We start from the raw sequence: 24,678 nt of genomic DNA on the forward strand, positions 1-24,678 counted from the left end.
CCAGCCACCGCACACGCTCCGGTGCACTGCGCGCACGTCCCCCCGCACCAACGCTGGTGCGGGGGGACAGTCGGTGATCAGGTCACCTGATCACCGCTGGGGACCGCGGGGCGGGTTCAGACCGGGCGGCCGCGGAGGCGCCGGTAGTGCGCGACCAGGGCGGCGGTGGAGGCGTCCGCGTCGATCTCGGGGCTGTCCATCTCCGGCGCGGCCTCGCTGGTCAGGGCCGGGGCGAGCTGGCGGGCCATCACCTTGCCGAGCTCCACGCCCCACTGGTCGAAGGAGTCGATCTGCCAGATCGCGCCCTGGGTGAAGACGGTGTGCTCGTAGAAGGCGATCAGCTGCCCCAGCGTCGCCGGGGTCAGCTTCGGCGCGAGGATCGTCGTCGAGGGCCGGTTGCCGGGCATCACCTTGTGCGGGACGACGTCGGCCGGCGTCCCGTCGGCGGCGACCTCCTCCGCCGTCTTGCCGAACGCCAGGGCAGCGCTCTGCGCGAACATGTTGGCCATCAGCAGGTCGTGCATCTCGCCGATGTCGTGGTTCGGCTCGCCGAACCCGATGAAGTCGGCCGGGATGAGCGAGGTGCCCTGGTGCAGCAGCTGGTGGAAGGCGTGCTGGCCGTTGGTGCCGGGCTCGCCCCAGTACACCTCGCCGGTCGCCGTCGTCACCGGCTGCCCGTCGGCCTGCACGGACTTGCCGTTGCTCTCCATCGTCAGCTGCTGCAGGTAGGCCGGCAGCCGGGACAGGTACTGGCTGTAGGGCAGGACGGCGTGGCTCTGGGCACCGAAGAAGTCGGTGTACCAGACGTTGAGCAGCCCCTGCAGCAGCGGCATGTTCTCCGCCAGGGGTGCGGTGCGGAAGTGCTCGTCGACGGCGTGGAAGCCGGCGAGCATCTCGGCGTAGGCGTCCGGACCGATCGCGACCATGAGCGAGAGCCCGATCGCCGAGGTGAAGGAGTAGCGGCCGCCCACCCAGTCCCAGAACTCGAACATGTTCGCGGTGTCGATGCCGAACTCGGCCACCGCGTCGGTGTTGGTCGACACCGCGACGAAGTGCTTCGCCACCGCCGACGCGTCGGCGCCGGAGGCCAGCAGCCAGTCCCGGGCGACGGTGGCGTTGGTGAGCGTCTCCAGGGTGGTGAACGTCTTGGAGCAGATCACGAACAGCGTCGTCGCCGGGTCGAGGTCGCGGGTCTTCTCGGCGAAGTCGGTGGGGTCGATGTTGGAGACGAAGCGGGCGGTGATCCCACGGTCGCTGTAGTCGGCGAGGGCGGTGTAGGCCATCGCCGGGCCGAGGTCGGAGCCACCGATGCCGATGTTCACCACGGCCCGGATCCGCTCCCCGGTGTGCCCCTTCCACTCCCCCGACCGCACGCGGTCGGCGAAGGTGCGCATCGTGGCCAGCACCGCGTGGACGTCGGCGCTCACGTCCTGGCCGTCGACGGTGAGCGGCACCGACTCGGGTGCGCGCAGCGCCACGTGCAGGACGGCGCGGCCCTCGGTGGTGTTGATGTGCTCACCGCGGAACATCGCCGCGATCCGGTCCGGCACGCCGGCCCGCTCGGCCAGCGCGACCAGCAGTTGCAGCGTCTCATCAGTGACCCGGTGCTTGGCGAGGTCGACGTGCAGGTCGCCGGCGGTGCCGGTCAGCCGCTCACCGCGGCCGGGGTCCTCGGCGAACAGCTCGCGCAGCGTCCGGGCGCCGACTGCGCGGTGGTGCTCGGCAAGGGCTGCCCACTCGTCGGTCGCGGTGATGTCCATGCTGCTGCCTCCAGTGTCCGGCCAGGGTCTCTCGGGACAGGTGCGCAGCGATGCCGCAGCACAAACCCCGGGCATGATCATGCCCGCGCCGGACCGCAGCCCGGCGCGGCCCCTCCCCGCGGCGGGCAGCACGGGGTCGGCCGCGGACCGGCGGCCGACCCCGCTACGCCGTCAGGCGGCGCTGATCCCCTCCCCCTCCGCCGACTGGACCTGCTCGACCCGGTCCTCGGCCGCCAGCCGGGTGAGCTCGGCACCGGCCTCGGCGTCGCGGGTGAGGTTGTCACCCGTCGTCGGGTCGAAGACGTGCACCTTGCGGCTGTCCAGCCAGAACTCCGCGTCCCGCCCCTCCCGGATCCGGCTGGTGGCGTCGATCGAGACGATCGCCTGGGTGCGCAGCTCCTCGGAGTCGAGTTCCTTGGACAGCTCGCGCAGCTGGGCACGGATCTCGTCGGGCGCCTCGTAGGGGATGTAGGCGAACTGGGAGTCCCCGAGCCACTCGGTCACGTCCACCCGGGCGGTGAAGACCGAGCCGACCGGCCGCTTGGCCTCGTCGACCAGGGCCGCGTCCTCGAAGTACTCCGGCCGGATGCCGACCAGCAGCAGGTCGCGGCCGGCGACCGCGGCCGCCCGGCGCTCGTCGAGATCGATGTCCCCGAACGGCGTGGTCAGCCGGGAGCCGCTGAGGGTGGCCGGGAGGAAGTTCATCGGCGGGGAGCCGATGAAGCCCGCCACGAACAGATTGACCGGCTGCTCGTAGAGCTCGCGCGGTGAGGCGACCTGCTGGATCTTCCCCTTGCGCAGGACGCAGACCCGGTCGCCCAGTGTCATCGCCTCGGTCTGGTCGTGGGTGACGTAGACGGTGGTGATGCCCAGCCGGCGCTGCAGCCGGGAGATCTCCGTGCGCATCTGACCGCGGAGCTTGGCGTCGAGGTTCGACAGCGGCTCGTCGAAGAGGAACGCCTCGGCCTGGCGCACGATCGCCCGGCCCATCGCCACCCGCTGGCGCTGACCACCGGAGAGGTTGGCCGGCTTGCGCTCCAGGTGCTCGTGCAGCTCCAGGACGTCGGCCGCCTCGTTCACCCGCCGCTGCACCTCCGCGTCATCGACCTTGGCCAGTCGCAGCGGGAAGGCGATGTTCTCGTACACGGTGAGGTGCGGGTACAAGGCGTAGTTCTGGAAGACCATCGACAGGTTCCGCTCTCGCGGCGCCTTGTCGTTGACCCGGGTTCCTCCGATCACCATGTCGCCGCTGGTGATGTCCTCCAGCCCGACGATCATCCGCAGCAGCGTGGATTTCCCGCAGCCGGACGGGCCGACGAGGATCATGAACTCCCCCTCGTCGATGTCCAGGCTGACGTCGTTCACCGCCGGGAAGCCGTCTCCGTACTTCTTGACGATGTTCTTCATCTCGATCGAGGCCATCAGTTCGTCCCTTTCGCGGTCAGCGTGAGTCGGCGGGAGGGCGTCAGCCCTTGACGGCGCCGTTGGTGAGGCCGGCGACGATGCGCCGCTGGAAGATCAGGACCAGGACGACGACCGGGATGGTCACCACGACCGCCGCGGCAGCGATCGCCCCGGTGGGCTCCACGAACTGGGAGGCCCCGGAGAACAACCCGAGGGCCGCCGGTACCGGCCGGGCCGCCGAGGTCGAGGTCAGCGAGATCCCGTAGATGAAGTCGTTCCAGGCGATGAAGAAGGCGATGATCGCCGTGGTGAAGACGCCGGGGGCGGCCAGCGGGACGATCACCTTGCGGAACGCCTGCCAGGTGGTCGCGCCGTCGACCTGGGCCGCCTGCTCCATCTCCCACGGGATCTCCCGGAAGAACGCCGACATGGTCCAGATGGAGATCGGCAGGGTCAGTGACAGGTACGGGATGATCAGGCCCGGCCAGGTGTCGTACAGGCCGATCTGCCGCCAGAGGTTGAACAGCGGCGTGACGATCGAGATCACCGGGAAGATCGCCACGGCCAGGGCGGTCGACAGGATCAGCTTCTTGCCCGGGAAGTCCAGGCGGGCGATGGCGTAGGCGGCGAACATCGACAGCACGGAGGAGATCGCCGTCGCGATGAGGACGATGCCGAAGGAGTTGCGCAACGCCGGCAGGAACAGGTCACTCGCCCCGCCGGTGAGGATCAGGCTGTAGTTCTCCCACGACAGGTCGCTGGGCAGGAACTGGCCGTTGTTCAGGTCAGCGGCCGCCTTCAGCGACAGCGACACGATCCACGCGATCGGGAACAGCGCGTAGATGACGATGACGATGCCACCGACGATCCACCAGTTCTTCTCCCGGCGTGACATCACTGGTCCCCTCTCTGCTGGGACAGGTCGACCTTGAAGACCTTGATGAACATGAAGGCGATGAACACCACGACCAGGAACAGCAGCACCGACACCGCCGACCCCAGCCCGATCTCCAGCCGGGCGATCGTCTGCCGGTAGGCCAGGAAGGACACCGACTCCGTGCCGTTGGCACCGCCGGTCATCACGAAGATGCTGTCGAAGACCCGGAAGGCGTCCAGGGTGCGGAACAGCAGCGCGACCATGATGGCCGCCTTCATGTTCGGGATCGTCACCTTCCGCATCCGCTGCCACCAGCTGGCGCCGTCGACCTTCGCTGCCTCCTGGAGCACCTCCGGCACCTGCGCCAGCCCGGCGAGCAACAGCAGCGAGATGAACGGCGTGGTCTTCCAGATCTCGGCGATGCAGATGACGAACAACGCCGTCCACCGGTCGCCGAACCAGTCCGTGTTCTCCGACACCCCGGGCAGCCAGGCGAACCACGAGTTGACGAAGCCGGAGTTGATGTCGAAGGCGAACTGCCAGGCGAACGCCGACACGACGGTGATCACCGCGTACGGGATCAAGATGGCCGCCCGCACCACCGGCCGGATCGCCGACAGCGCCTTGGCCATCACCAGGGCCAGCGCGAACCCGAGCACCAGCTCGACCGCCACCGTCACCACCGTGATGAAGACCGTGACCCAGATGGACTGCCACCACAGCGGGTCGGTGAGGATCACCCCGTAGTTGCCCAGCCCGACGAAGGACCGGTTCGCCGGGTCGGTGAGCCGGAAGTCGAACAGCGACTCGTAGGTCGCCTGGGCGATCGGGTAGGCCGTGACGAGCAGCATGACGACGAACGCCGGTCCGGCGAGCAGCCAGCCCAGCCGTCGTTCACTGCGGGCGCGGTCGGTGAACTCCTGCGGAGGCGCCGACTTGGGTTCGGTCCGTTCCCCAGGTGGGAGCGTGGTCGTGGTCACAGCAGCTGCTCCTTCGCCAGGACTGCGTTGATCAGCGCAGTGGCCCGCTCACCGGTCAGCCCAGGGTCGATCGCGCTCGGTGGGTGGTAGGAGCGCTGCAGACCGACGGAGATCTCGTTGTAGTAGGGCGTCTGCGGTCGTGGCGCGGCCAGTTCCAGGGAGTCCCGGATGGTCGGTGCCATCGGGAATGCGTCCAGCACCTCCGGATCGTCGTAGACCGCAGCCGAGGAGGCCGGGTTGCCGTTGGTGACGAAGTAGTACGCCTGGTTCTCGTCGGAGACGATGCACTCAGATGCCTCGAAGGCCAGCTCCGGGTACTCGCTGAAGGCCCCGACCCCCAGGTTGATCCCGCCGTAGGGCGGGGCGGCCGGCTCGTCCTCGTTCACGCGGGGATAAATCGCCCAGCCGTAGTCCTCCGGGACGGAGGCATCCAGCGTGCCGCCCTCGACGGCCGCGAGAGCCCGCGGCCAGACGAAGGGCCAGTTGACCATGAAGCCCGCCTCGCCGCTCTCGAAGTTCGTGGCCGAGGCGTCCTCGTTCTCGGTGGAGAAGGCCGGGCCGGCGGCGTCCGAGACGGCCAGGTTCTTCATGACCTCGGCAGCGCGGATCGCAGCCTCGGTGGTCAGTCCCAGCTCGATGTTCTCCGGGTTCTCGGCGTTCTCCTGGATGATCGAGCCCCCGGCCGACTCGATCAGGGCGTTGAGCCACACCGTCAACGACTCGGCGCGCGTGCCCTGGGCACCGACCAGCACGTCCTCCGACTCGGACGCCTCGATCAGCTGGTCCCAGGTGACCGGCTGGGACATGTCCAGCCCGGCCGCCTCGGCGACCGACTCGCGGTACCAGAGCAGCTGGGTGTTGGCCCAGAACGGGACGGCGACCAGCTCGTCGTCCCAGGTGGAGCCCTCGATGGCGCTCTCGACCACGCCTTCGGTGACCCGATCGGCCACGTCGTCGGGGACGTCGGCCAGGAAGCCCGCCTCGGCGAACTCCGGGATGAACGGCGGGTCCAGGCTCATCAGGTCGATCGAGGAGTCGTTGGCCGCCAGGCGCCGGATGAGCTGCTCCCGCTGCGAGCTCGCGTCCCGCGGCAGGAGGCTGGTCTCGATGGTGTAGCGACCCTCGGCCGCCTCGGTGCACCGTTGCGCGATCTCCGCCTGTCCGCCGGAGTCGGGGTTGATGTACCAGTTCAGCGTGGGCACGCCCTCGCCGTCGCTGCCACAGGCCGCGAGCACGGAGCTGAGCAGGCCGGCCGCGGCGACACCGGCGACCGCCCGCCGCCGTCTGCGGGAGTGGGAGGGACCGGCCCGACCGGTCCGCATGCTGTCGTCTCCGACCCTGCTGACGTCCGGCACCGAGCCACCACCTCCATCGCCTCCAGCGACGTGTGTGGTCGCTGTGGCTTCGGAGAGTGGCCCTGGTCACAACGACTGTCAACCGGAGCGAGATCTTGTCGTGTCCTCCCGCCGGACGCCCCGGCGGGATCCCCTCACCGGGGGTCGGACCGGTGCGCCATCACCGACGGTGTGGTCAGCTGGACCGGCATGCGGGGCAGCACGTTCTGCACGTAGGAGCGCACCGCAGCCCAGGTCCCGACGTCGAAACCGGCCCCCTCGGACAGGAACCAGCGGTGCTCCAGCACCTCGTGGAACACCTCGGCCGGCTCCAGCCGGCCGGCCAGCTCCTCGGGGACCGCACCCACCACGGGCAGGTACACCTCGGTCAGCCAGCGGTGGCCGGCGACGGTCTCCGGCACCGGGCTGCTGCCCCGCTGCTCCAGGTACGCGCGATAGGACCACAGGTCGTTGAGCAGCCGCTGCGCCTGGTTCTCCTGCACCTCCAGGCCGGTCAGCCGGACCAGCTCGCGCCGGTGCTGCCCGGGCTCGGCGACCCGGGTCTCGACCCGCAGCCGAGCCCCGTCCCCGGAGGTGACCAGCTCGATCTCACCGACGTCGAACCCCAGGTCGTTGATCCGCTGCAGCCGCTCGGCGACCCGGATCGCCTGCTCGTCGGCGCGGAAGACCTCCTCCCGGGTCACCTCCTCCCACAGCGCCTCGTACCGGATCGGCAGGCTGTCGGCGATCTCGATCGGGTCGATCTCCGGCGGGAGCAGCTCGCCGGACTGCAGGTCCATCAGCTCGGCACCGACCCGCTCCCGGGCCAGGTCGACGTCGTAGGCCCGCTTCCGCGCCGACAGCGTGGGGTGGCGCTCCGCGGTCTCCGCGTCGACCAGGTAGGCGGTGAAGGTCCCCGCGTCCAGCCGGAAGAGCGTGTTGGACAGCGAGCAGTCGCCCCAGTAGACGCCGGCCAGGTGCAGCCGCACCAGCAGCTCCACCAGGGTGTCCAGCAGCTTCATCGGGTCGTCCGCGGCGCGCGGGCCGGAGAACAGGTACCGGTAGGACATCGAGTACTCGAGGTAGCGGGTGACCAGGACGGCCTGCTGGTCGTCGGGCCGGTCGACGCAGATGCCCAGCACCGACACCGACGGCAGCCCCTCCCCCTCGAACTCGGCGAGCAAGGCGTACTCGTGCCGGGCCAGCGGCTCGGCGATCTCCTTGAGGGCGTAGACCCGTCCCTCCGACACGGTGAACCGGACGACGTGCCGGGAGATGCCCCGCTGCGGCACCTCGAGCAGCAGGGACTCGTCCCACTCCTCCAGCGGCTGGTGCCACGGGAGGGAGAGCAGGCCGGCAGCCTCGGTGGCCGGGGGCCGGAACAGGTACCGCATCACGCACTCCGCTGGTGGTCTGGCACGGGGTCCGACTCTGGAGGGCCGCCCGTCACGATGTCACGTGTCCGGGTCGACGGCCCCCTGTGGCGGCTGGACGGCACACGGCCGTCCCGGTCCGCAGGGACCGGGACGGCCGTGGCGATGCGCGGGTGAGTCAGCCGACGAGCTGCCCGGTGACGACGGCGGCCTGCGCGGCCCGCTCCTGCACCGTGCCCGGCTGCAGCACCAGGCCCAGCAGCCAGCGGCAGACCAGTTCGGCCTCGGGACGGGAGATGCGCAGCGCCGAGCCGAGGGTGACGACGACGTCGCCCCAGCGGTCGGCGTCCAGCGCCATCATCTGCACGAGGGTCTCCGGCTCGGTCTCGGCCAGCCGGCGCAGCACCGGGTGCCCGCCCACCTCCTCGGCCAGCGCGGGGACGGCGACGGTCAACGGCAGCTCGGCGGCGAGCGCGGCCAGCCGGTCCAGCTCGTAGGCGATGAGCGCGTGCGCCACGTCGTCCTTGGTGCGGAAGTGGTTGTACAGCGTGGCCTTGGCGACCCCGGCGGCGGCGGCGACGTGCTGCATCGTGGTCTTGCGGACCCCGCGCTCGGCGAAGGCCGCCCGGGCCCCGGTGAGCAGTCCGCGCCGGGTGCGGCTCATCGGCACCCCGGCACGCGCGGGACGACGGGAGTCCTGGCGCGGCGTGGTGGGGCGCGGGGCCGGGACGGCGACGGCCAGCGAGGGCACCGGCGCGGTCAGGTGGTGGCCGGGCGCCGGCGGCTGCAGGAGCGCGGCCCCGACCGGCACCGGGGTCGTCAGGTGCTGCCCGCCCGCAGCGGCGGCCTCGGCGGCCGCGGACTCGGCGGCGTCGGCCTCCAGGACGGTGACCCCGCCCCGACCGGTGACGGTCGGCACCGGGAGCGAGGGGTGCTGCGGCAGCGGAGGGCGGGATGCTGGGGAAGACATGGACACTTTGTGCCCGTTCCGTCGCACTGGGTCAAGCAGGTGGACCCTGAGCGCAGTTCGTGTCGCGTTCGTCGGTCCGGCTGGACGGATCCGGGCCCCGATGGACGCCTCGGTGGTTCTCGCCTACGCGGCGAGTGAGACAGCCCTGCGAGCGCGGGTGGCCGCGCGGGCCGACTGGCCACTGCCCACGAGGGCCAGGGCCGGCTCGGCGACCGGCGCCTCGGCAGCCGCCTGCTCGGCCGGCTGGTCGGCAGCCTCCGCGGCTGCGGCCTCCTCGTCCCCGCCTCCCGGACGGGCGACGGCGACCGGACGGACCGGGCGGCCGGCCGGCTCGGTGAGCCGCATCTCCAGGCTCACCTCGGCCAGCAGGTCGGCCAGCTCCACGTCCAGGGCGTCGCAGATGGAGGCCAGCAGCTCCGAGGACGCCTCCTTCTGGCCGCGCTCGACCTCCGAGAGGTACCCCAGGCTCACCCGGGCCGCGCCGGAGACGTCGCGCAGCGTTCGCCGCTGGCGCAGCCGGTGACCCCGCAGGGTGTTCCCCAGCTGGGTGCGCAGCAGCGTCATGGCCGTCTCCTGTCCACTCTCACGAGCAGGTCGAACGAGCAGCGCCGCTGACCCGGTCGGTCGGGAGACGCCGTGTGCTCACCGTACGCGGCCATGACCCGGGTCACCGTGCCGGTGGAGGTCCGTCCGCTCATGGCGTAACGCCCCCGCCGTCCCCCGGCTTCCCGGGGATCGCGTGCTCGGCCAGCCGACCCCGCAGCCGCACCATCGCCTCCTGCACCGCCCCGGCACGCACCGCGGCGCGGTCGCCGGGGAGGTCCAGCTCGTGGACGACGGTGACGAGCCCGTCGCTGAGGCCGAGGTACACCCGGCCCGGGGCGTGCCCGTCGACCGGGTCGGGGCCGGCCACCCCGGTGAGGCCGACGCCCCAGGTGGCGGCGCAGCGGCTGCGGATCCCCTCGGCGAGCGCGGCCGCGGTGGGTTCGCTCACCGGCCCCGAGGCGGCCAGCAGCGCCGGGGCCACCCCGGCCAGCGTGGTCTTCAGGTCGGTGGCGTACACGACGACGCCACCGCGCAGCGTGGCGCTGGCGCCGGGCACCGCGGCGAGGGTGGCGCAGAACAGGCCGGCGGTCAGCGACTCGGCGGCCGCGACCGTCTCACCGCGGGCCACCAGCGCCTCGTGCAGCTGCTGCGCGGCCTCGGCGGGGTCTGGTGTGCTCATGCCGCGGTGTCCCGGCGACCCTCACCGGTGCCGGGCTCGCCGCCTGCCCCCGGCCGCCGGCTCGCCGCCGCCCGCATGGCCCGGGCACTGGTCCGCCGCAGCTTCACGGCCCGGTAGACGTAGTCGACGCCGGTGGCGACGGTCAGCACGAACGCCGCGGCCATGACCCACCAGCGGGCCGTCCCGAACAGCCCGTCGATCGGCAGGATGTACATCCCGATGGCCAGCGACTGGAGCACGGTCTTGGCCTTGCCCCCGCGGCTGGCGGCGATCACGCCGTGCCGGATGACCCAGAACCGCAGCAGGGTGACCCCCACCTCGCGGACCACGATGGTCAGCGTCACCCACCACGGGAGCAGCCCCAGCACCGACAGGCCGATCAGCGCCGTGCCGGTGAGCGCCTTGTCGGCGATCGGATCGGCGAGCTTGCCGAACTCGGTGACCTGGTTCGTGCGCCGGGCGATCATGCCGTCCAGCTGGTCGGTGACGATCGCCAGGACGAAGAAGAGGGCGGCCCAGCCGCGGCGCACGTCGTCCGCCCCGCCCTCGGACAGCAGCAGCAGCGCGAACAGCGGGACGACCGCCAGCCGCAGCATCGTGAGCGCGTTGGGCAGGTTGAGCAGCCGGGCGCTCTGCGGCGGCGTCGCCGCCGGGTCGACCGGCCCTCCTGGTTCCACCGCGCCCATCGGGTCAGACCCCGGCTGGTGCGGCGAGCGCCGCCACCCCGTGCGCGGGCAGCAGCGCCCGGGCGACCAGGTCGACACCCTCGGTGTCGACCACCTCGGCCTGCACCAGCTGGCCGGCGACCGCGCCGGCGGGCACGCCGGAGACCGTCGTCGTGCCGTCGGCGTCCGGGTCCTGGTGCGCGGCGTGACCGGCCCAGGTGCCGGGCTCCTCGTCGTCGGAGATGTCCTCGGTGAGCAGCACCTCCACGGTGCTGCCGATCCGTTCCTCGGCGCGCTGGGCGGTCAGCTCCTCGACCAGGTCGGTGATCCGCCGCACCCGGGCGTCGATCTCCACCTGGTCGAGCTTGTCGGGCAGTCCGAGCGCCTCGGTGCCGTCCTCGTCGGAGTAGCCGAACACGCCGACGGCGTCCAGCCGCCCCTCGGTGAGGAAGCGCTCGAGCTCGGCGACGTCGTCCTCGGTCTCGCCGGGGAACCCGAGGATGACGTTGGTGCGGAAGCCCGCACCCGGCGCCAGGGCGCGGGCCCGCTCGATGATGCCCAGGAAGTCCTCGGTGCCGCCGAAGCGCCGCATCCGACGCAGCAGCGTCGGCGAGGAGTGCTGGAAGGACAGGTCGAAGTAGGGGGCGATGCCCGGGGTCGCGGCGATCACCTCGAGCAGCCCGGGCCGCAGCTCGGCCGGCTGCAGGTAGGCCACCCGCACCCGGACGATCCCGTCGACGGCGGCCAGCTGGGGCAGCAGCTTCTCCAGCGAGCGGAGGTCGCCGGTGTCCTTGCCGTAGGAGGTGGAGTTCTCGCTCACCAGGACGATCTCGGTGACCCCCTGGGAGGCCAGCCACTGCGCCTCGCCGAGCACCTCACCGGCCGGCCGCGAGACGAAGGAGCCACGGAAGGTGGGGATGGCGCAGAAGGCGCACCGCCGGTCGCAGCCGGAGGCGATCTTCAACGCCGCGGAGGGTCCGCTGGCCAGTCGCTTGCGACGCAGCCAGTCGTGGCCGGGGATGGCCGGGGCGTCGGGGGCCTGCGTCGCCGCGCTCCGCTGCACCGGGCTGATCGGCAGCAGCGTCCGCCGGTCCTTCGGGGTGTGCGGGACCAGCGGCCGGCCGGTGAGCACGTCGTCCAGCCGGTCCCCGATGGCGCCGTAGTCGTCGAAGCCCAGCACGGTGGCCTCGGGCAGCGCCCCGGCCAGCTCGGCGCCGTACCGCTCGGCCATGCAGCCGACGGCGATCACCTCGGCGCCGGAGTCGGTGGCGGCGAGGATCGCGTCGACCGAGTCCTTCTTCGCGCTCTCGATGAACCCGCAGGTGTTCACCAGCACGGCGTCGGCGGCCTCGCCGTCGGCGACCAGTTCGTACCCGTCACCGGCCAGGCGACCGGCGAGCTCCTCGGAGTCCACCTCGTTGCGGGCGCAGCCGAGGGTGACGACGGCAACGCGCCGCGGAGCGGGACCGGCGGGCTGCCCTTCGGGTGATGTCATGGGTCTGGGCAGGGCTGGCACCGCACCATCGTAGGCGCCGCTCGCACCCTCGACCGGCGACACCGGTGCGGGGTCCGCGCTCAGCCCTCTCCCCCGCGCAAGGTGAACATGACCGACTCCAGTTCATCCGGCTTGACCAGCACGTCCCGGGCCTTGGAGCCCTCCGACGGCCCGACGATGCCGCGGCTCTCCATCAGGTCCATCAGCCGGCCCGCCTTGGCGAAGCCCACGCGCAGCTTGCGCTGCAGCATCGAGGTGGAGCCGAACTGGCTGGTGACGACGAGTTCGACCGCCTGGACCAGCAGCTCCAGGTCGCTGCCGATGTCCTCGTCGATCTCCTTCTTCTCCCCCGCCGCGGCGGTGAAGACCTCCTCGCGGTACTCCGGCTCGCCCTGCCGCTTGACGAACTCGACGACCGCCTCGATCTCGGTGTCGGAGACGTAGGCGCCCTGCACCCGGATCGGCTTGCCCGCACCGATCGGCAGGAAGAGGGCGTCGCCCATGCCGATCAGCTTCTCCGCGCCGGGCTGGTCGAGGATGACCCGGCTGTCGGTGAGGCTGGAGGTGGAGAACGCCAGCCGCGAGGGCACGTTGGCCTTGATCAGGCCGGTGACGACGTCGACCGACGGCCGCTGGGTGGCCAGCACCAGGTGGATCCCGGCGGCGCGGGCCTTCTGGGTGATCCGGACGATCGACTCCTCGACGTCCCGCGGCGCGACCATCATCAGGTCGGCGAGCTCGTCGACGATGGTGAGGATGTACGGGTAGGGCTGGTACACGCGCTCGCTGCCGGGCGGAGCGGTGATCTCACCGCGCTCGACCTTCTTGTTGAAGTCGTCGATGTGCCGGACGCCGGTGGCACGCATGTCCTGGTACCGCTGCTCCATCTCCTCCACCAGCCAGGCCAGCGCGGTGGCGGCCTTCTTGGGGTCGGTGATGATCGGCGTGATCAGGTGCGGGATGCCGTCGTAGGGGGTCAGCTCGACCATCTTCGGGTCGACCAGGATCATCCGCAGCTGATCCGGCGTGGCCCGCAGCAGCAGCGAGGTGAGCAGCGAGTTGATGCAGCTGGACTTGCCGGCGCCGGTGGCACCGGCCACCAGCAGGTGCGGCATCTTCGCCAGGTTCGCGCAGACGAAGCCGCCCTCGATGTCCTTGCCGAGGCCCACCAGCATCGGGTGCGGGTCCTGCTTGGCGACCTGCGAGCGCATGACGTCGCCCAGGCTCACCGTCTCGCGGTCGGTGTTGGGCACCTCGACGCCCACCGCCGACTTGCCCGGGATGGGGGCGAGGATCCGGATGTTGTCGTTGGCGACGGCGTAGGCGAGGTTCTTGGTCAGCGCGGTGATCTTCTCGACCTTGACCGCGTTGCCCAGCTCGATCTCGTAGCGGGTCACCGTCGGGCCCCGGGTGAAGCTGGTGACCGCGGCGTCGATGTTGAACTGCTCGAGCACCCCGGTGATCGCCTCGATGGCGACGTCGTTGGCCTTGGACTTGGCCCGGGGCGGGGTGCCGGCGCGCAGCACGCTCACCGAGGGGAGCGTGTAGGCGCCCTCGACCGGCTGGATCCGGAGCTGCTCGGGCTCCTCGATCGGCGGCAGGTCCTCCGGCGGGGCCGTGCGGTCGATGATCGCCGGCCGGCGCACCGGCACCGGCTCGGGGGCCGGCTCGTGGACGACCGCGTCCGGGGCGTCGTCCAGCGCACCGAGGTCGACCGCCCCGGTGTCCAGGGTGTCCTCGACCGCAGGGGCCGCGGCCTTGCGTCCCTTGCGGACACGGGGGACCGGCTGGGTCGCCGGCTCCTCGTCCTGATACTCGTCGTAGTCGTCGTACTCCTCGTCGCCGTCCCGGCCCAGCTGCCGGTCGGCCCACTCCCGCAGCCGTTCGGGCACCTGGTGCACCGGCGTGGCGGTGACGACGAGCACGCCGAAGAACGCGAGCAGGACGAGCAGCAGCACGGTGACGATCGGGCCGACCCCGGCGGTCAGCGGCATGCCGACCGCCCACCCGAGCAGGCCGCCGGCACCGGTCCGCTCACCCGGCTCGGCGTCCGGCCCGGCGACGTGGGCCACGCCGACGACGGCGGCGACCACGCTCAGCCAGCCGATCATCAGCCGCCCGCGCGACTCCGGGTGCGGGGGGTGCCGCAGCAGCCGCAGCGCGACCAGGAACAGCACGACCGGCAGCCCGACGGTCAGGGCACCGATCGTCCACTCGACACCGGTGGCCAGGCCGGCACCGACCGGACCGATGCCGTTGGTCCAGACGGCCGCCCCCAGCACGATCGCCAGGCCCAGGACGGCGAGGCCGACGCCGTCCCGCCGGTGCTCCGGGCCCAGCGGCTCGGCCTCCTCCGGCCGCGCCACCGAACGCGCCACGCCGCCGGCACCGCGGGCCAGCAGGCCCCAGGCACCGGTCGCGCCGCGCCAGAGGCTCCCGGCGAGGGTCCCCTGCTTCTTCTTCGGCGCCGGTCGGCGGGCCGCGGTGGAACCGCGCTTGGCCGGGGGGCGCTTCTTGGCTGCGGTGCTGCCCGAGCGGGGGCGTGAGGAGGCGCTCCCGCGCGCGGGCGCCCGGTTCGACGTCGACGCGCGAGCAGGCATGCGTCAGACGGTAATCGCCGATGCCGGTGCCGGGGCCCATCCAGCGCCGCGTGTCCGGCTCGGACTCAGCCGACACCCACCTCGCCGGCTGGCTAGCGTGACCGGGGTGACCGCTCCCGAGCAGGCCCTCCCCCACGGCAGCTGGCCGACGCCGATCACCTCCGAGCTCGTCGTGCGCGCCGCCGCCCGGCTCGGTGAGGTCGTCGTGGACGGCTCCGGAGACGACGCAGACATCTGGTGGGCCGAGGGCCGCCCCAGCGAGGGCGGCCGCACCGCGCTGGTCCGCCGCACGCCGGACGGGACGACCACCGACCTGCTCCCCTCCCCCTGGAACGCCCGCACCCGGGTGCACGAGTACGGCGGTGGCGCCTGGACCGTCGCCGCCGGCACCGTGTGGTTCACCGGCTTCGCCGACCAGCGGCTGTACCGGGTGGCGCCGGGCAGCAGCGAACCAGTGGCGGTCACCCCCGAGCCCGAGGTCCCCGCCGGCGTCCGGTTCGCCGATCTGCACGCCGACGGCGACGGTGTCCTGGCCGTCCGGGAGACGCACACCGCCTCCGGCCTGGCCGCCGAGGTCGTCAACGAGGTGGTCCGGGTCGCTGCCGACGGCACCGTGGAGGTGCTGGTCAGCGGGCCGGACTTCGTCTCCGACCCGCGCCGGGAACCCGACGGCCCCGCGCTGGCCTTCCTGCGGTGGGACCACCCGGACATGCCGTGGGACGGTGCCCAGCTGGTGGTCCGTGACGGCGCGGGCGATGAACACGTCATCGCCGGCGGGCAAGGCGAGTCGGTCGTCCAGCCGGTGTGGGGCGCGGACGCCACGCTGTGGTGGCTCTGCGACCGCACCGATGTCTGGTCGCTGTACCGGCGCCGGCCGCACGGCGAGGTCGAGCTGGTGTTCGACGCCGGTAGCGACATCGCCGGGCCGCAGTGGGTCTTCGGGCAGAGCCGGTTCGACCTGCTGGACGACGGCCGGGTGGTGCTCGCCTACGGCCGGGACGGCGCTGACCGGCTCGCCGTGCTCGGCGCCGACGGCGCGGCGCGCGAGTTCGACCTGCCGTACTCGGCCTTCGGTCAGGTGCGCGGCGCCTCCGACGGCCTGGTCTGCGTGGCCGGCGGCCCGGCGTCCGAGCCCGTCGTCCTCCGGGTCGACGTCGACGACGCGACCGCCACCGTGCTGCGCCCGGCCCGGGACCTCGGCCTGGACCCGTCCTGGTTCTCCCGGCCGCAGCACGTCACCTTCCCCACCGAGCCCGGGCCCAGCGGTGTCGCCGAGGCGCACGCGCTGGTCTACCCGCCGACCAACCCGCAGGTCACCGGGGTGGACGGCGAGCTGCCGCCGCTCCTGGTGCTGGTGCACGGCGGGCCCACGGCCGCCGCCCGCGCGGTGCTGGACCTGGGCGTCCAGTACTGGACCTCCCGCGGGTTCGCCGTCGCCGACGTCGACTACCGGGGCTCCACCGGCTACGGCCGGCGCTACCGCGAGGCGCTGAAGGGCCAGTGGGGCGTGGCCGACCTGGACGACGTCGTCGCCTGCGCCCGATACCTCTCCTCCGGCGACGGCCCCACCGGGCTGCGGGTCGACCCGGCGCGGCTGGCGATCCGCGGCGGCTCCGCCGGCGGGTACACCACGCTGGCCGCGCTGACCTTCCGCCCGGGCGTCTTCGCCGCCGGGGCCAGCCACTACGGCGTCGCCGACCTGGCCGCGCTGGCCGCCGACACCCACAAGTTCGAGTCCCGCTACCTCGACGGGCTGATCGCCCCCTGGCCCGCCGGCGCCGACGTCTACGCCGAGCGCTCGCCGATCAACGCCACCGATGCACTGGACACCCCGCTGGCGGTCTTCCAGGGCGACGAGGACCGGGTGGTGCCGCCGGAGCAGGCGGAGATGATGGTCGCCGCCCTGCGGGCGAAGGGCGTGCCGCACGCGTACGTGCTCTTCCCCGGCGAGCAGCACGGCTTCCGCAAGGCGGAGAACATCCGCACTGCGCTGGACGGCGAGCTGTCCTTCTACGCCCAGGTGCTCGGCTTCTCCCTCCCCGCCGAGGAGGGCGTCACCCCGATCACCGTCGTGCGGTGACGTCACGGCGCACCAGCCGACGGGCCCCGCTGCACGGCCCACGCCGAGCCTGCGAGGCGCACGGGGGGCAGGGGTCCTTCTTCAGACCTCGAGGACGGTGGGGATGATCATCGGCCGGCGGCGGTAGGTGTCCGACACCCACTTGCCGACCGTCCGGCGGATCACCTGGGACAGCCGGTGGGCGTCGACCTGCTCGTCGGCGGCCAGGCTCCGCTTCAGCTCCTCCTCCACCAGGGCGAGCACCTCGGTGAAGGCGGCCGGGTCGTCGGAGAAGCCCCGGGTCGACAGGTGCACCGGCCGCACGATCGTGCGGGTCGAGGGCTCGATGACCACGGTCAGCGCCACGAAGCCCTCGTCGCCGAGGATCCGCCGGGCCTGCAGCGACTCCTCGCCGACGTCGCCGACGTTGAGCCCGTCGACGTAGACGTTGCCGATCGGCACGCTGCCCACGATCGACGCCTTGCCGTCGACCAGGTCGACGACGACGCCGTCCTCGGCCAGCAGGATGCGGTCGCGGCTCATCCCGGTCTCCTGGGCGAGCGCGGCGTGCGCCCGCAGGTGCCGCCACTCCCCGTGCACCGGCATCAGGTACTTCGGCTTGGCCACGTTGAGCAGGGTGCGCAGCTCCCCGGCCGGGGCGTGCCCGGAGACGTGCACCCGGGCCGTCTCCTTGTGCACCACGGTGGCGCCGAGCCGGGCCAGGCCGTTGATCACCTTGTAGACGGCGGTCTCGTTCCCGGGCACCAGCGAGGACGCCAGGATGATCGTGTCGCCGGCCTCGATGGTGACCTGGTGGTGGTCACCGCGGGCCATCCGGCCCAGTGCGGACAGCGGTTCACCCTGTGAGCCGGTGCTGACCAGCACCACCTGCTCGGGCGGCATCGAGGTGGCCTCGTCGAGCTTGACCATCAGCCCGGGGGCGACCCGGAGCAGGCCGAGGTCCTGGGCGACCCCCATGTTGCGGACCATCGAGCGGCCCACCAACGCGACCTTGCGCCCGTGCTTCACCGCGCAGTCGAGCACCTGCTGGATCCGGTGCACGTGACTGGCGAAGCTGGAGACGATCAGCCGCTGGGAAGCACGCTCGAACACCGAGTCCAGCACCGGACCGATGGTCCGCTCGGAGGTGACGAACCCGGGCACCTCGGCGTTGGTGGAGTCACTGAGCAGCAGGTCGATGCCCGCGACCCCGAGCCGGGCGAAGGCACCGAGGTCGGTCAGCACGCCGTCGAGCGGCAGCTGGTCCATCTTGAAGTCGCCGGTGTGCACCAGGGTGCCCGCCGGGGTGTGCACCGCGACGGCGAGCGCGTCGGGGATGGAGTGGTTGACGCTGACGAACTCGCAGTGGAACGGCCCGGCCAGGTGGTCGTCCCCGGCCGCCACCTCGACCAGCACCGGGTCGATCCGGTGCTCGCGCAGCTTGGCCTTGACCAGCGCGAGGGTGAACCGGGAGCCGACCAGCGGGATGTCGGCGCGCAGTCGGAGCAGGTAGGGGACGGCGCCGATGTGGTCCTCGTGCCCGTGGGTGAGGACGACGGCGGCGACGTCGGCCATCCGGTGCTCGATGACCCCGAAGTCGGGCAGGATCAGGTCGACGCCGGGCTGCTCCGCCTCCGGGAACAGCACCCCGCAGTCGATGATCAGCAGCTGGCCGTCGAACTCCAGCACGGCCATGTTCCGGCCGATCTCACCCAGGCCGCCCAGCGCCATCACCCGGAGGCCGCCGGCCGGCAGCGGCGGGGGCGCCTTCAGGTCCAGGTGCGGCTGCGGGGAGTTCGACGTCGTCACAGCTGGACACCTCCTGCCGCGAGGTCCACGCGCAGCTGCGCCACCTGTTCGTCGGTGGCGTCCACGAGCGGCGGGCGCACCGGGCCGGCCGGGAGCCCGAGCTCCCGCAGCGCCGCCTTGACCATGATCGTGCCCTGGCTGCGGAAGATCCCGGTGTAGACCGGCAGCAGGCTGTCGTTGACCTGCCGCGCCCGGGCCAGCTCACCGGCCTCGACGGCGGCGATGAGCTCGGCCAACCGGGAGCCGACCAGGTGACCGACGACGCTCACCACGCCGACGGCCCCGACGGAGAGCAGCGGCAGGTTCAGCATGTCCTCGCCGGAGTAGTAGGCGAGGTCGGTGCGGGCGAGGGTCTGCATGAGCGCGCCGAAGTCGCCCTTGGCGTCCTTCACCGCGACGATGTTCGGGTGCTCCGCGGCGCGGACCAGCGTCTCCACCTCGATGGGGACCACCGAGCGCGGCGGGATGTCGTAGAGCATCACCGGCAGGTCGGTGGAGTCGGCGACCGCGGTGAAGTGCCGCAGCAGGCCGGCCTGCGGGGGCTTGTTGTAGTACGGGGTGACGACGAGGAGGCCGTGCACGCCGAGCCGGGCCGCCGACTGGGCCTTCTCGATCGAGTGCGCGGTGTCGTTCGTGCCCACCCCGGCGACGACCATGGCGCGGTCACCGACGGCGTCCAGCACCGCTTCGAGCACGGCGTGCTGCTCGCCGTCGCTGATCGTCGGCGACTCCCCCGTCGTCCCGAAGACGACCAGGCCGTCGTGCGACTGCCGGTCGACCAGATGGGCGGCCAGCTCCTGGGCGCCGGCGAGGTCGATCGTGCCGTCCTCGGCGAGCGGGGTGACCATCGCCGTGAGCACGCGCCCGAACGGTCGGGCGGGGTCCGTGGTCCTGGCCGGGGTCATGGCCTGGAATCTACCGGCCCGTCCCGACGGCACCGGACCGCCCTGCGGCTGCCCAGGTCTCCTGCTGTTCGGCGAGGACGCGAGCCACGGGGCCCGGGTCGGCCGTCCCCCGTCCCCACTGGGTGACCCGGAAACGGAGCCCGGTCGCCGAGCCCGACCAGCCCGATGCCGGCGCCTGCGCACCGGGCGCCCAGCCCGGGCCCGGCCGGGGCGCCCAGGTGTCACCCGGCAGCTGCGCGTCGACCTCGGTCACCACCAGTTCGTCGGCGTGCAGGAGGAACGCCGCGTAGACCGCCCCGCCGCCGATCACCCACAGGTCGCCGTCCAGCGCGAGCGCCTCGGTCACCGACCGGACCACCTCGGCCCCCGGCTCGGCCGGGTCCAGCGTCGAGCTGAGCACCACGTTGCGGCGGCCGGGCAGCGGCCGGAACCGCGCCGGCAGCGACGCCCAGGTGTGGCGGCCCATGACCACGGTGCCGCCCAGGGTCAGCGCCTTGAACAACCGCAGGTCCTCGGGCAGGTGCCAGGGCAGTGCGCCGTCGGCCCCGATGACGCCGTCGGTGGTCTGCGCCCAAACCATCCGCACCGCACGACGCGGGATCGCCGGCTCGGTCACACCGCCACCGCACCCCGGATCGCCGGGTGGTGCCGGTAGTCGAGGACGTGGAAGTCCTCGTAGGCGTGGTCGAACAACGAGGGCGCCGGGTCGATCTGCAGCTGCGGGAAGGGCAGCACCTCGCGGGAGAGCTGCTCGCGCACCTGGGGCAGGTGGTTGCGGTAGATGTGGCAGTCACCGCCGACCCAGATGAAGTCCCCCGGCTCGAGGCCGACCTGCTGGGCGACCATCCGGGTCAGCAGCGCGTAGCTGGCGATGTTGAACGGGACGCCGAGGAACAGGTCGGCGCTGCGCTGGTAGAGCTGGCACGACAGCTTCCCGTCGGCGACGTGGAACTGGAAGAGCGCGTGGCAGGGCGCCAGCGCCATCTCCGGCAGCGCGGCGACGTTCCACGCCGAGACCACCATCCGCCGGGAGTCCGGGTCGGTGCGCAGCGTCTCCAGCACGGCGGAGAGCTGGTCGATCGACCCGCCGTCCGGCGTGGGCCAGGAGCGCCACTGGACGCCGTAGACCGGTCCCAGGCTGCCGTCCTCGGCCGCCCACTCGTCCCAGATCGAGACGCCGTGCTCCTTCAGCCAGCCGACGTTGCCCTCGCCGCGCAGGAACCACAGCAGCTCGTAGGCGATCGACTTGAAGTGCACCGACTTCGTCGTCACCAGCGGGAAGGAGCGGGACAGGTCGTAGCGCAGCCGCTCCCCGAACAGGCTCAGCGTCCCGGTGCCGGTGCGGTCGTCCTTCGGCGTCCCGGTCTCCAGGACACGGCGGAGCAGGTCCTCGTACTGCGTGTCGACGACCTCCTCGTGCGGGGCGGTCTGCGGGTGGACGGCGACCTCGGCCATCTCGGACTCCTCGTCGCTGTGGGGACCGGGAGTTCAGCGCTCCCGGTGGGGATGGGTGGTCAGCCCTCGGCGACCAGCGGGCTCGCGGCGACGGCGGTGCCGTCGGAGAGCTCACTGATCCGGAAGTCGCCGAAGACGTGCGGTGCAGCGCGCTGCAGCTCGCGGAGGCAGGCGATGGCGAGCTCGCGGATCTCGACGTCGGCGTGCTCGCTGGCCCGCATGGCCACGAAGTGCCGCCAGGCCCGGTAGTTGCCGGTGACCACGATGCGGGCCTCGGTGGCGTTCGGCAGCACCGAGCGGGCCGCCTGCCGGGCCTGCTTGCGGCGCAGCGTCGCGTTGGGGACGTCGGCGAAGCGCTTCTCCAGCCCCTCGAGCAGCTCGGCGTAGGCGGCCAGCGCGGCGTCGGTGGCGGCGAGGAACTTCTCGTGCAGCTCGGGGTCCTCGGCGATGACCGCGGGCTCGACCACGGCGGCGTCCCGCTCGGGCACGTAGCGCTGGGACAGCTGGCTGTAGGAGAAGTGCCGGTGCCGGATGAGCTCGTGGGTCAGCGACCGCGAGACGCCGGACAGGTACATGGACACCGTGCCGTGCTCCAGCACCGACAGGTGCCCGACCTCCAGGATGTGCCGGAGGTACGCCTCGTTGGTCGCCGTGGTCGGGTTCGGCTTGGTCCAGGACTGGTAGCAGGCCCGCCCGGCGAACTCGGCGAGCGCCTGCCCCCCCTCGGCGTCGGTCTCCCAGGGCACGTCCGCCGGCGGGGTGAACTGCGTCTGCGCGACGACCTGCACCTTCAAGGGGGCGATGGCGGGCACCCGTCGAGGGTACGGCCCGGGCCGTATCCGCCCCGGCCACGGCACCCGACCGGTCCGCGAGGTGGCCGGGACCCAGCCGCCGTGCGCACCTCATCCCGCGGTGGCGACGACTGCGACCGCCAGGTCGGGGGCCAGGTCCCCCCGGCCGGCCACCACCACCTCACCCAGGGTCATCCAGTCGGCCATCAGCCGGAGCTCGGCCGCCAGCGCAACGGCGACCTCCGCGGCGTCGACACCCGCCTCGGCGAAGGCCCCCTGCACCCGGAGCACGCCGGCCTGCCGGTCGGCCTTGAGGTCGACGCGGGCGACGAGCCGGTCGCCGAGCAGGAACGGCAGCACGTAGTAGCCGTGCACCCGCTTGGCCGCCGGGGTGTAGATCTCCAGCCGGTAGCGGAAGCCGAAGATGCGCTCGACCCGGGGCCGCTCCCACACCAGGGAGTCGAACGGCGACAGCAGCGCGCGGGCGCGGATCCACCGTGGCCGCCGCGCCTGCGGGTCCAGCCAGGCCGGCCGGTTCCAGCCCGCCACCTCGACGGGCTGCAGCTCGCCGGCGTCGGTGAGCTCGGCGATCGCCGTCCGGGCGTCGACCGGGCTGAGCCGGAAGTAGTCGCGCAGGTCGGTCTCGGTGGCCACGCCCAGCGCCCGGGCCGCGGTGCGGACCAGCTCCCGGAGGGCCTCCGGCCGTCCCGGGGTCGGCGCCTGCGCCACGGCGGGCGGCAGCACCCGCTCCGGGAGGTCGTAGACCCGCTCGAAGCCGGCCGTTCGGCCGCGAGCGGTCAGCGCGCCGGTGAAGAAGAGGTACTCCAGCGCGGCCTTGCCGGCGTGCCAGTTCCACATGCTGCCCGGCCGGTTGGGCCGCTCCTCCTGCAGCTGGCTGGCCCGGATCGGCCCCTCGCTGCGCACCCGCGCCAGCAGCGCCGCCACGTACTCCGGGCGCTCCTGCTGCACCCGCGTCATCGAGCCCCAGGCCTCCCGGTCGGCGGCGGCCATCCGCCAGCGCAGGTGCGGGTGCAGGTGCGCCGGCAGGAACGACGCCTCGTGCGCCCAGTACTCGACGAGGTGGTGCCGCCGGTTCGAGAGCGCGTCCAGGTCGCTGCGTCGGTAGGGCCCCAGCCGGCTGAAGAAGGGGAGGTAGTGCGACCGGGAGAGCACGTTGACCGAGTCGATCTGCACCACGGCCAGGCGGTCGGCGGTCCGGCGCAGCTGCCGGGTGCCGACGATGCCGGTGGGCCGCGGCTCGGCGAACCCCTGGGCGGCCAGGGCGATCCGCCGGGCCAACCCGGCGGACAGCCGCTCCACGGAGGTCGTCACCCGGGCGATCCTGCCCTGCCCGTACGACACTCGCGCCGACCCGGTTCCGGGACGACCCAGCTGTGCCGCGCGTCCCTCGTCCCAGGCAGCCGAGCCGACGGCGAGCACCACCCCGGCGAACGCCCGGACCGGCCACCGGACCCACCGCCTACGCTGCCCCGATGGAGCTGCCGAGGGGACGCGGCCCGTCCGGCCGCGCCGACGTGTCCGTACGACCGGCGACGACCGGCGACGCGGAGGCGATCGCGCGCGTCCAGGTCGTCACCTGGCGGACCGCCTATCGGTCTCTCCTCCCGGCAGCGGTGCTCGACGACTGGGACGACGAGGCCGCCACGACCAGCTGGCGGGCGGCGGTGACCGAACCCCCCACGTCGGCGCACGGCGTGCTGGTCGCCGTGGACGCAGGCACCGTGGTCGGGTTCGCCGCCTACGGGCCCTCCGCCGACGACGGGGTCGCCGAGCTCGCCGCCCTGTTCGTCGAGCCCCGCTGGGGCCGGCGCGGCCACGGCAGCCGGCTGCTCGCCGCCCTCGCGGACCTGTCCACCGAGCGCGGGGTCCGCACCCTGCACACGTGGGTCCCCGAGGCCGACGACGTGACCGCCCGGTTCCTGGAGTCGGCGGGCTGGGCACCCGACGGGTGGACCCGGACGCTGGACACCGGCGCCGCCCCGCTGACGCAGCTCCGCTGGACGACCCTGCTGGACGACGAGGAGGGAGCAGCACCGTGACGTTCTCCGGGTTCCCCGACGAGGCCCTGGTCTTCTACGAGGGCCTGGAGGCCGACAACAGCAAGACCTACTGGACCCAGCACCGGAGCAGCTACGACGAGCACGTCCGGGCACCACTCCAGGCGCTGGCCGACGAGCTGGCGGCGGAGTTCGGCACGCCCAAGCTCTTCCGGCCGTACCGGGACGTGCGCTTCAGCCACGACAAGACGCCCTACAAGACGCACCAGGGGGCGGTCCTGCACCCGGACGGCGCCGGGTTCGGCTCGGTGTACGTAGAGGTCTCCGCTGACGGACTGCGGGTGGCCGGCGGGTGCTGGCGCCTGCAGCCGGACCAGGTGGAGCGGTACCGCCGGGCCGTCGGTGACGACCTGCAGGGCGCCCGCCTCGAGGCCCTGGTGCAGGACCTCCGCGCAGCGGGCTATGAGGTGGGCGGCGACCAGCTGATCCGCACGCCGCGTGGCTGGCCGGCGGACCACCCGCGGATCGAGCTCCTCCGGCACAAGTCCCTGCACGGGTCCCAGCAGTGGGCGCCGGCGGACTGGCTGCACACTCCCGCGGCCCGCGAGCGGGTCTGCGACGCCTGGCGGGCCTTCGCGCCGCTGAACCGTTGGCTGGACGAGAACGTCGGGGCCACCACCGCCCCACCGGACCGCCGCCGCTGACCCTTGCGTCACGTGACACGCCCTGTCGACGAGGCTCGTCCTGCAGAAGGGGCGTCGGCCAGGGGGTCCGGCATCCGCTAGCAGCACGATCCCGCAATCGCTGACACGGGATCCAGTCCTGCGGGCAATGCACTGCTGTACAGGCCGGCGCACTGGTCCGGAAATGCAGAACGGGGCCACAGCCGTAGCTGTGACCCCGTTCTGGGAGTTATGTCCGGCGGCGTCCTACTCTCCCACCCGGTCCCCCGGGCAGT

21 protein-coding genes are annotated in these 24,678 nt (G+C 72.6%); 3 read left to right on the plus strand and 18 right to left on the minus strand.

The features are described 5' to 3' along the window. Positions 1-116 precede the first annotated feature (116 nt). From pgi to O2W16_RS18395, 12 genes are all read right to left on the minus strand, one after another. The gene (pgi, locus tag O2W16_RS18340) at positions 117-1,760 is read right to left on the minus strand and encodes a glucose-6-phosphate isomerase (protein WP_269160259.1); all 1,644 of its coding nucleotides are present in this window, start codon (positions 1,758-1,760) and stop codon (positions 117-119) included. A gap of 171 nt (positions 1,761-1,931) precedes the next feature. Beyond that, positions 1,932-3,182, minus strand: a complete 1,251-nt coding sequence (locus O2W16_RS18345) for an ABC transporter ATP-binding protein (RefSeq protein ID WP_269160260.1) — start codon at positions 3,180-3,182, stop codon at positions 1,932-1,934. A gap of 43 nt (positions 3,183-3,225) precedes the next feature. After that, positions 3,226-4,059, minus strand: coding sequence for a carbohydrate ABC transporter permease (locus tag O2W16_RS18350; protein ID WP_269160261.1), 834 nt, complete (start codon positions 4,057-4,059; stop codon positions 3,226-3,228). Further along, on the minus strand, positions 4,059-5,021 hold the full coding sequence (locus tag O2W16_RS18355; protein ID WP_269160262.1) for a carbohydrate ABC transporter permease: 963 nt from the start codon (positions 5,019-5,021) through the stop codon (positions 4,059-4,061). The genes O2W16_RS18350 and O2W16_RS18355 overlap by 1 nt, the downstream gene beginning before the upstream one ends. After that, complete coding sequence (locus tag O2W16_RS18360) at positions 5,018-6,343, minus strand: extracellular solute-binding protein (protein ID WP_269160263.1); 1,326 nt, start codon at positions 6,341-6,343, stop codon at positions 5,018-5,020. Before O2W16_RS18360 ends, O2W16_RS18355 begins: the two co-directional genes overlap by 4 nt. Positions 6,344-6,510: 167 nt before the next feature. Then, complete coding sequence (locus O2W16_RS18365; protein WP_269160264.1) at positions 6,511-7,749, minus strand: DUF4032 domain-containing protein; 1,239 nt, start codon at positions 7,747-7,749, stop codon at positions 6,511-6,513. Positions 7,750-7,906: 157 nt separating this feature from the next. Beyond that, a complete protein-coding gene (locus O2W16_RS18370) occupies positions 7,907-8,698 on the minus strand; it encodes a TetR/AcrR family transcriptional regulator (RefSeq protein WP_269160265.1) in 792 nt (263 codons plus the stop codon). A gap of 123 nt (positions 8,699-8,821) precedes the next feature. Further along, positions 8,822-9,262 (minus strand): helix-turn-helix domain-containing protein, encoded by a 441-nt coding sequence (locus tag O2W16_RS21730; RefSeq protein WP_269160266.1) that lies wholly within the window; start codon positions 9,260-9,262, stop codon positions 8,822-8,824. A gap of 130 nt (positions 9,263-9,392) precedes the next feature. Beyond that, a complete protein-coding gene (locus O2W16_RS18380; RefSeq protein WP_269160267.1) occupies positions 9,393-9,923 on the minus strand; it encodes a CinA family protein in 531 nt (176 codons plus the stop codon). Further along, entirely contained in the window at positions 9,920-10,609 is a 690-nt protein-coding gene (pgsA, locus tag O2W16_RS18385; RefSeq protein WP_269160268.1) for a CDP-diacylglycerol--glycerol-3-phosphate 3-phosphatidyltransferase, read from the minus strand. Before pgsA ends, O2W16_RS18380 begins: the two co-directional genes overlap by 4 nt. 4 nt (positions 10,610-10,613) lie before the next feature. After that, positions 10,614-12,083 carry a 30S ribosomal protein S12 methylthiotransferase RimO gene (gene rimO, locus O2W16_RS18390; RefSeq protein ID WP_269160269.1) on the minus strand — a complete coding sequence of 490 codons (1,470 nt, stop codon included), beginning with the start codon at positions 12,081-12,083 and terminating at the stop codon, positions 10,614-10,616. A gap of 80 nt (positions 12,084-12,163) precedes the next feature. Next, positions 12,164-14,683: an FtsK/SpoIIIE family DNA translocase gene (locus O2W16_RS18395; RefSeq protein WP_269160270.1), complete on the minus strand. Its 2,520-nt coding sequence runs from the start codon at positions 14,681-14,683 to the stop codon at positions 12,164-12,166. A 106-nt stretch (positions 14,684-14,789) separates the two neighbouring features. Between O2W16_RS18395 and O2W16_RS18400 the strand changes: the two genes are divergently transcribed. Further along, entirely contained in the window at positions 14,790-16,763 is a 1,974-nt protein-coding gene (locus O2W16_RS18400; RefSeq protein WP_269160271.1) for a S9 family peptidase, read from the plus strand. 81 nt (positions 16,764-16,844) lie between these two features. Here O2W16_RS18400 and O2W16_RS18405 read toward each other — a convergent pair whose 3' ends face one another. The 6 genes from O2W16_RS18405 to O2W16_RS18430 all read right to left on the minus strand — a co-directional run bounded on the left by O2W16_RS18405 (position 16,845) and on the right by O2W16_RS18430 (position 23,034). Then, entirely contained in the window at positions 16,845-18,551 is a 1,707-nt protein-coding gene (locus O2W16_RS18405) for a ribonuclease J (RefSeq protein WP_269160272.1), read from the minus strand. Then, complete coding sequence (dapA, locus tag O2W16_RS18410) at positions 18,548-19,456, minus strand: 4-hydroxy-tetrahydrodipicolinate synthase (RefSeq protein WP_269160273.1); 909 nt, start codon at positions 19,454-19,456, stop codon at positions 18,548-18,550. Before dapA ends, O2W16_RS18405 begins: the two co-directional genes overlap by 4 nt. Before the next feature lie 10 nt (positions 19,457-19,466). After that, positions 19,467-20,036, minus strand: coding sequence for a dihydrofolate reductase (locus tag O2W16_RS18415; RefSeq protein WP_269160274.1), 570 nt, complete (start codon positions 20,034-20,036; stop codon positions 19,467-19,469). A gap of 32 nt (positions 20,037-20,068) precedes the next feature. Then, positions 20,069-20,911 (minus strand): thymidylate synthase, encoded by an 843-nt coding sequence (locus tag O2W16_RS18420; protein ID WP_269160275.1) that lies wholly within the window; start codon positions 20,909-20,911, stop codon positions 20,069-20,071. 59 nt (positions 20,912-20,970) lie between these two features. Further along, positions 20,971-21,723 (minus strand): FAD-dependent thymidylate synthase, encoded by a 753-nt coding sequence (gene thyX / locus O2W16_RS18425; RefSeq protein ID WP_269160276.1) that lies wholly within the window; start codon positions 21,721-21,723, stop codon positions 20,971-20,973. 90 nt (positions 21,724-21,813) lie between these two features. Next, positions 21,814-23,034, minus strand: coding sequence for a winged helix-turn-helix domain-containing protein (locus O2W16_RS18430; protein WP_269160277.1), 1,221 nt, complete (start codon positions 23,032-23,034; stop codon positions 21,814-21,816). A gap of 161 nt (positions 23,035-23,195) precedes the next feature. Between O2W16_RS18430 and O2W16_RS18435 the strand changes: the two genes are divergently transcribed. After that, on the plus strand, positions 23,196-23,762 hold the full coding sequence (locus O2W16_RS18435; protein ID WP_269160278.1) for a GNAT family N-acetyltransferase: 567 nt from the start codon (positions 23,196-23,198) through the stop codon (positions 23,760-23,762). Further along, positions 23,759-24,424: a DUF2461 domain-containing protein gene (locus O2W16_RS18440; protein WP_269160279.1), complete on the plus strand. Its 666-nt coding sequence runs from the start codon at positions 23,759-23,761 to the stop codon at positions 24,422-24,424. The genes O2W16_RS18435 and O2W16_RS18440 overlap by 4 nt, the downstream gene beginning before the upstream one ends. Positions 24,425-24,678: the final 254 nt, after the last annotated feature.

Source organism: Modestobacter sp. VKM Ac-2984, assembly GCF_026967985.1.
Classification (GTDB): Bacteria; Actinomycetota; Actinomycetes; order Mycobacteriales; family Geodermatophilaceae; genus Modestobacter.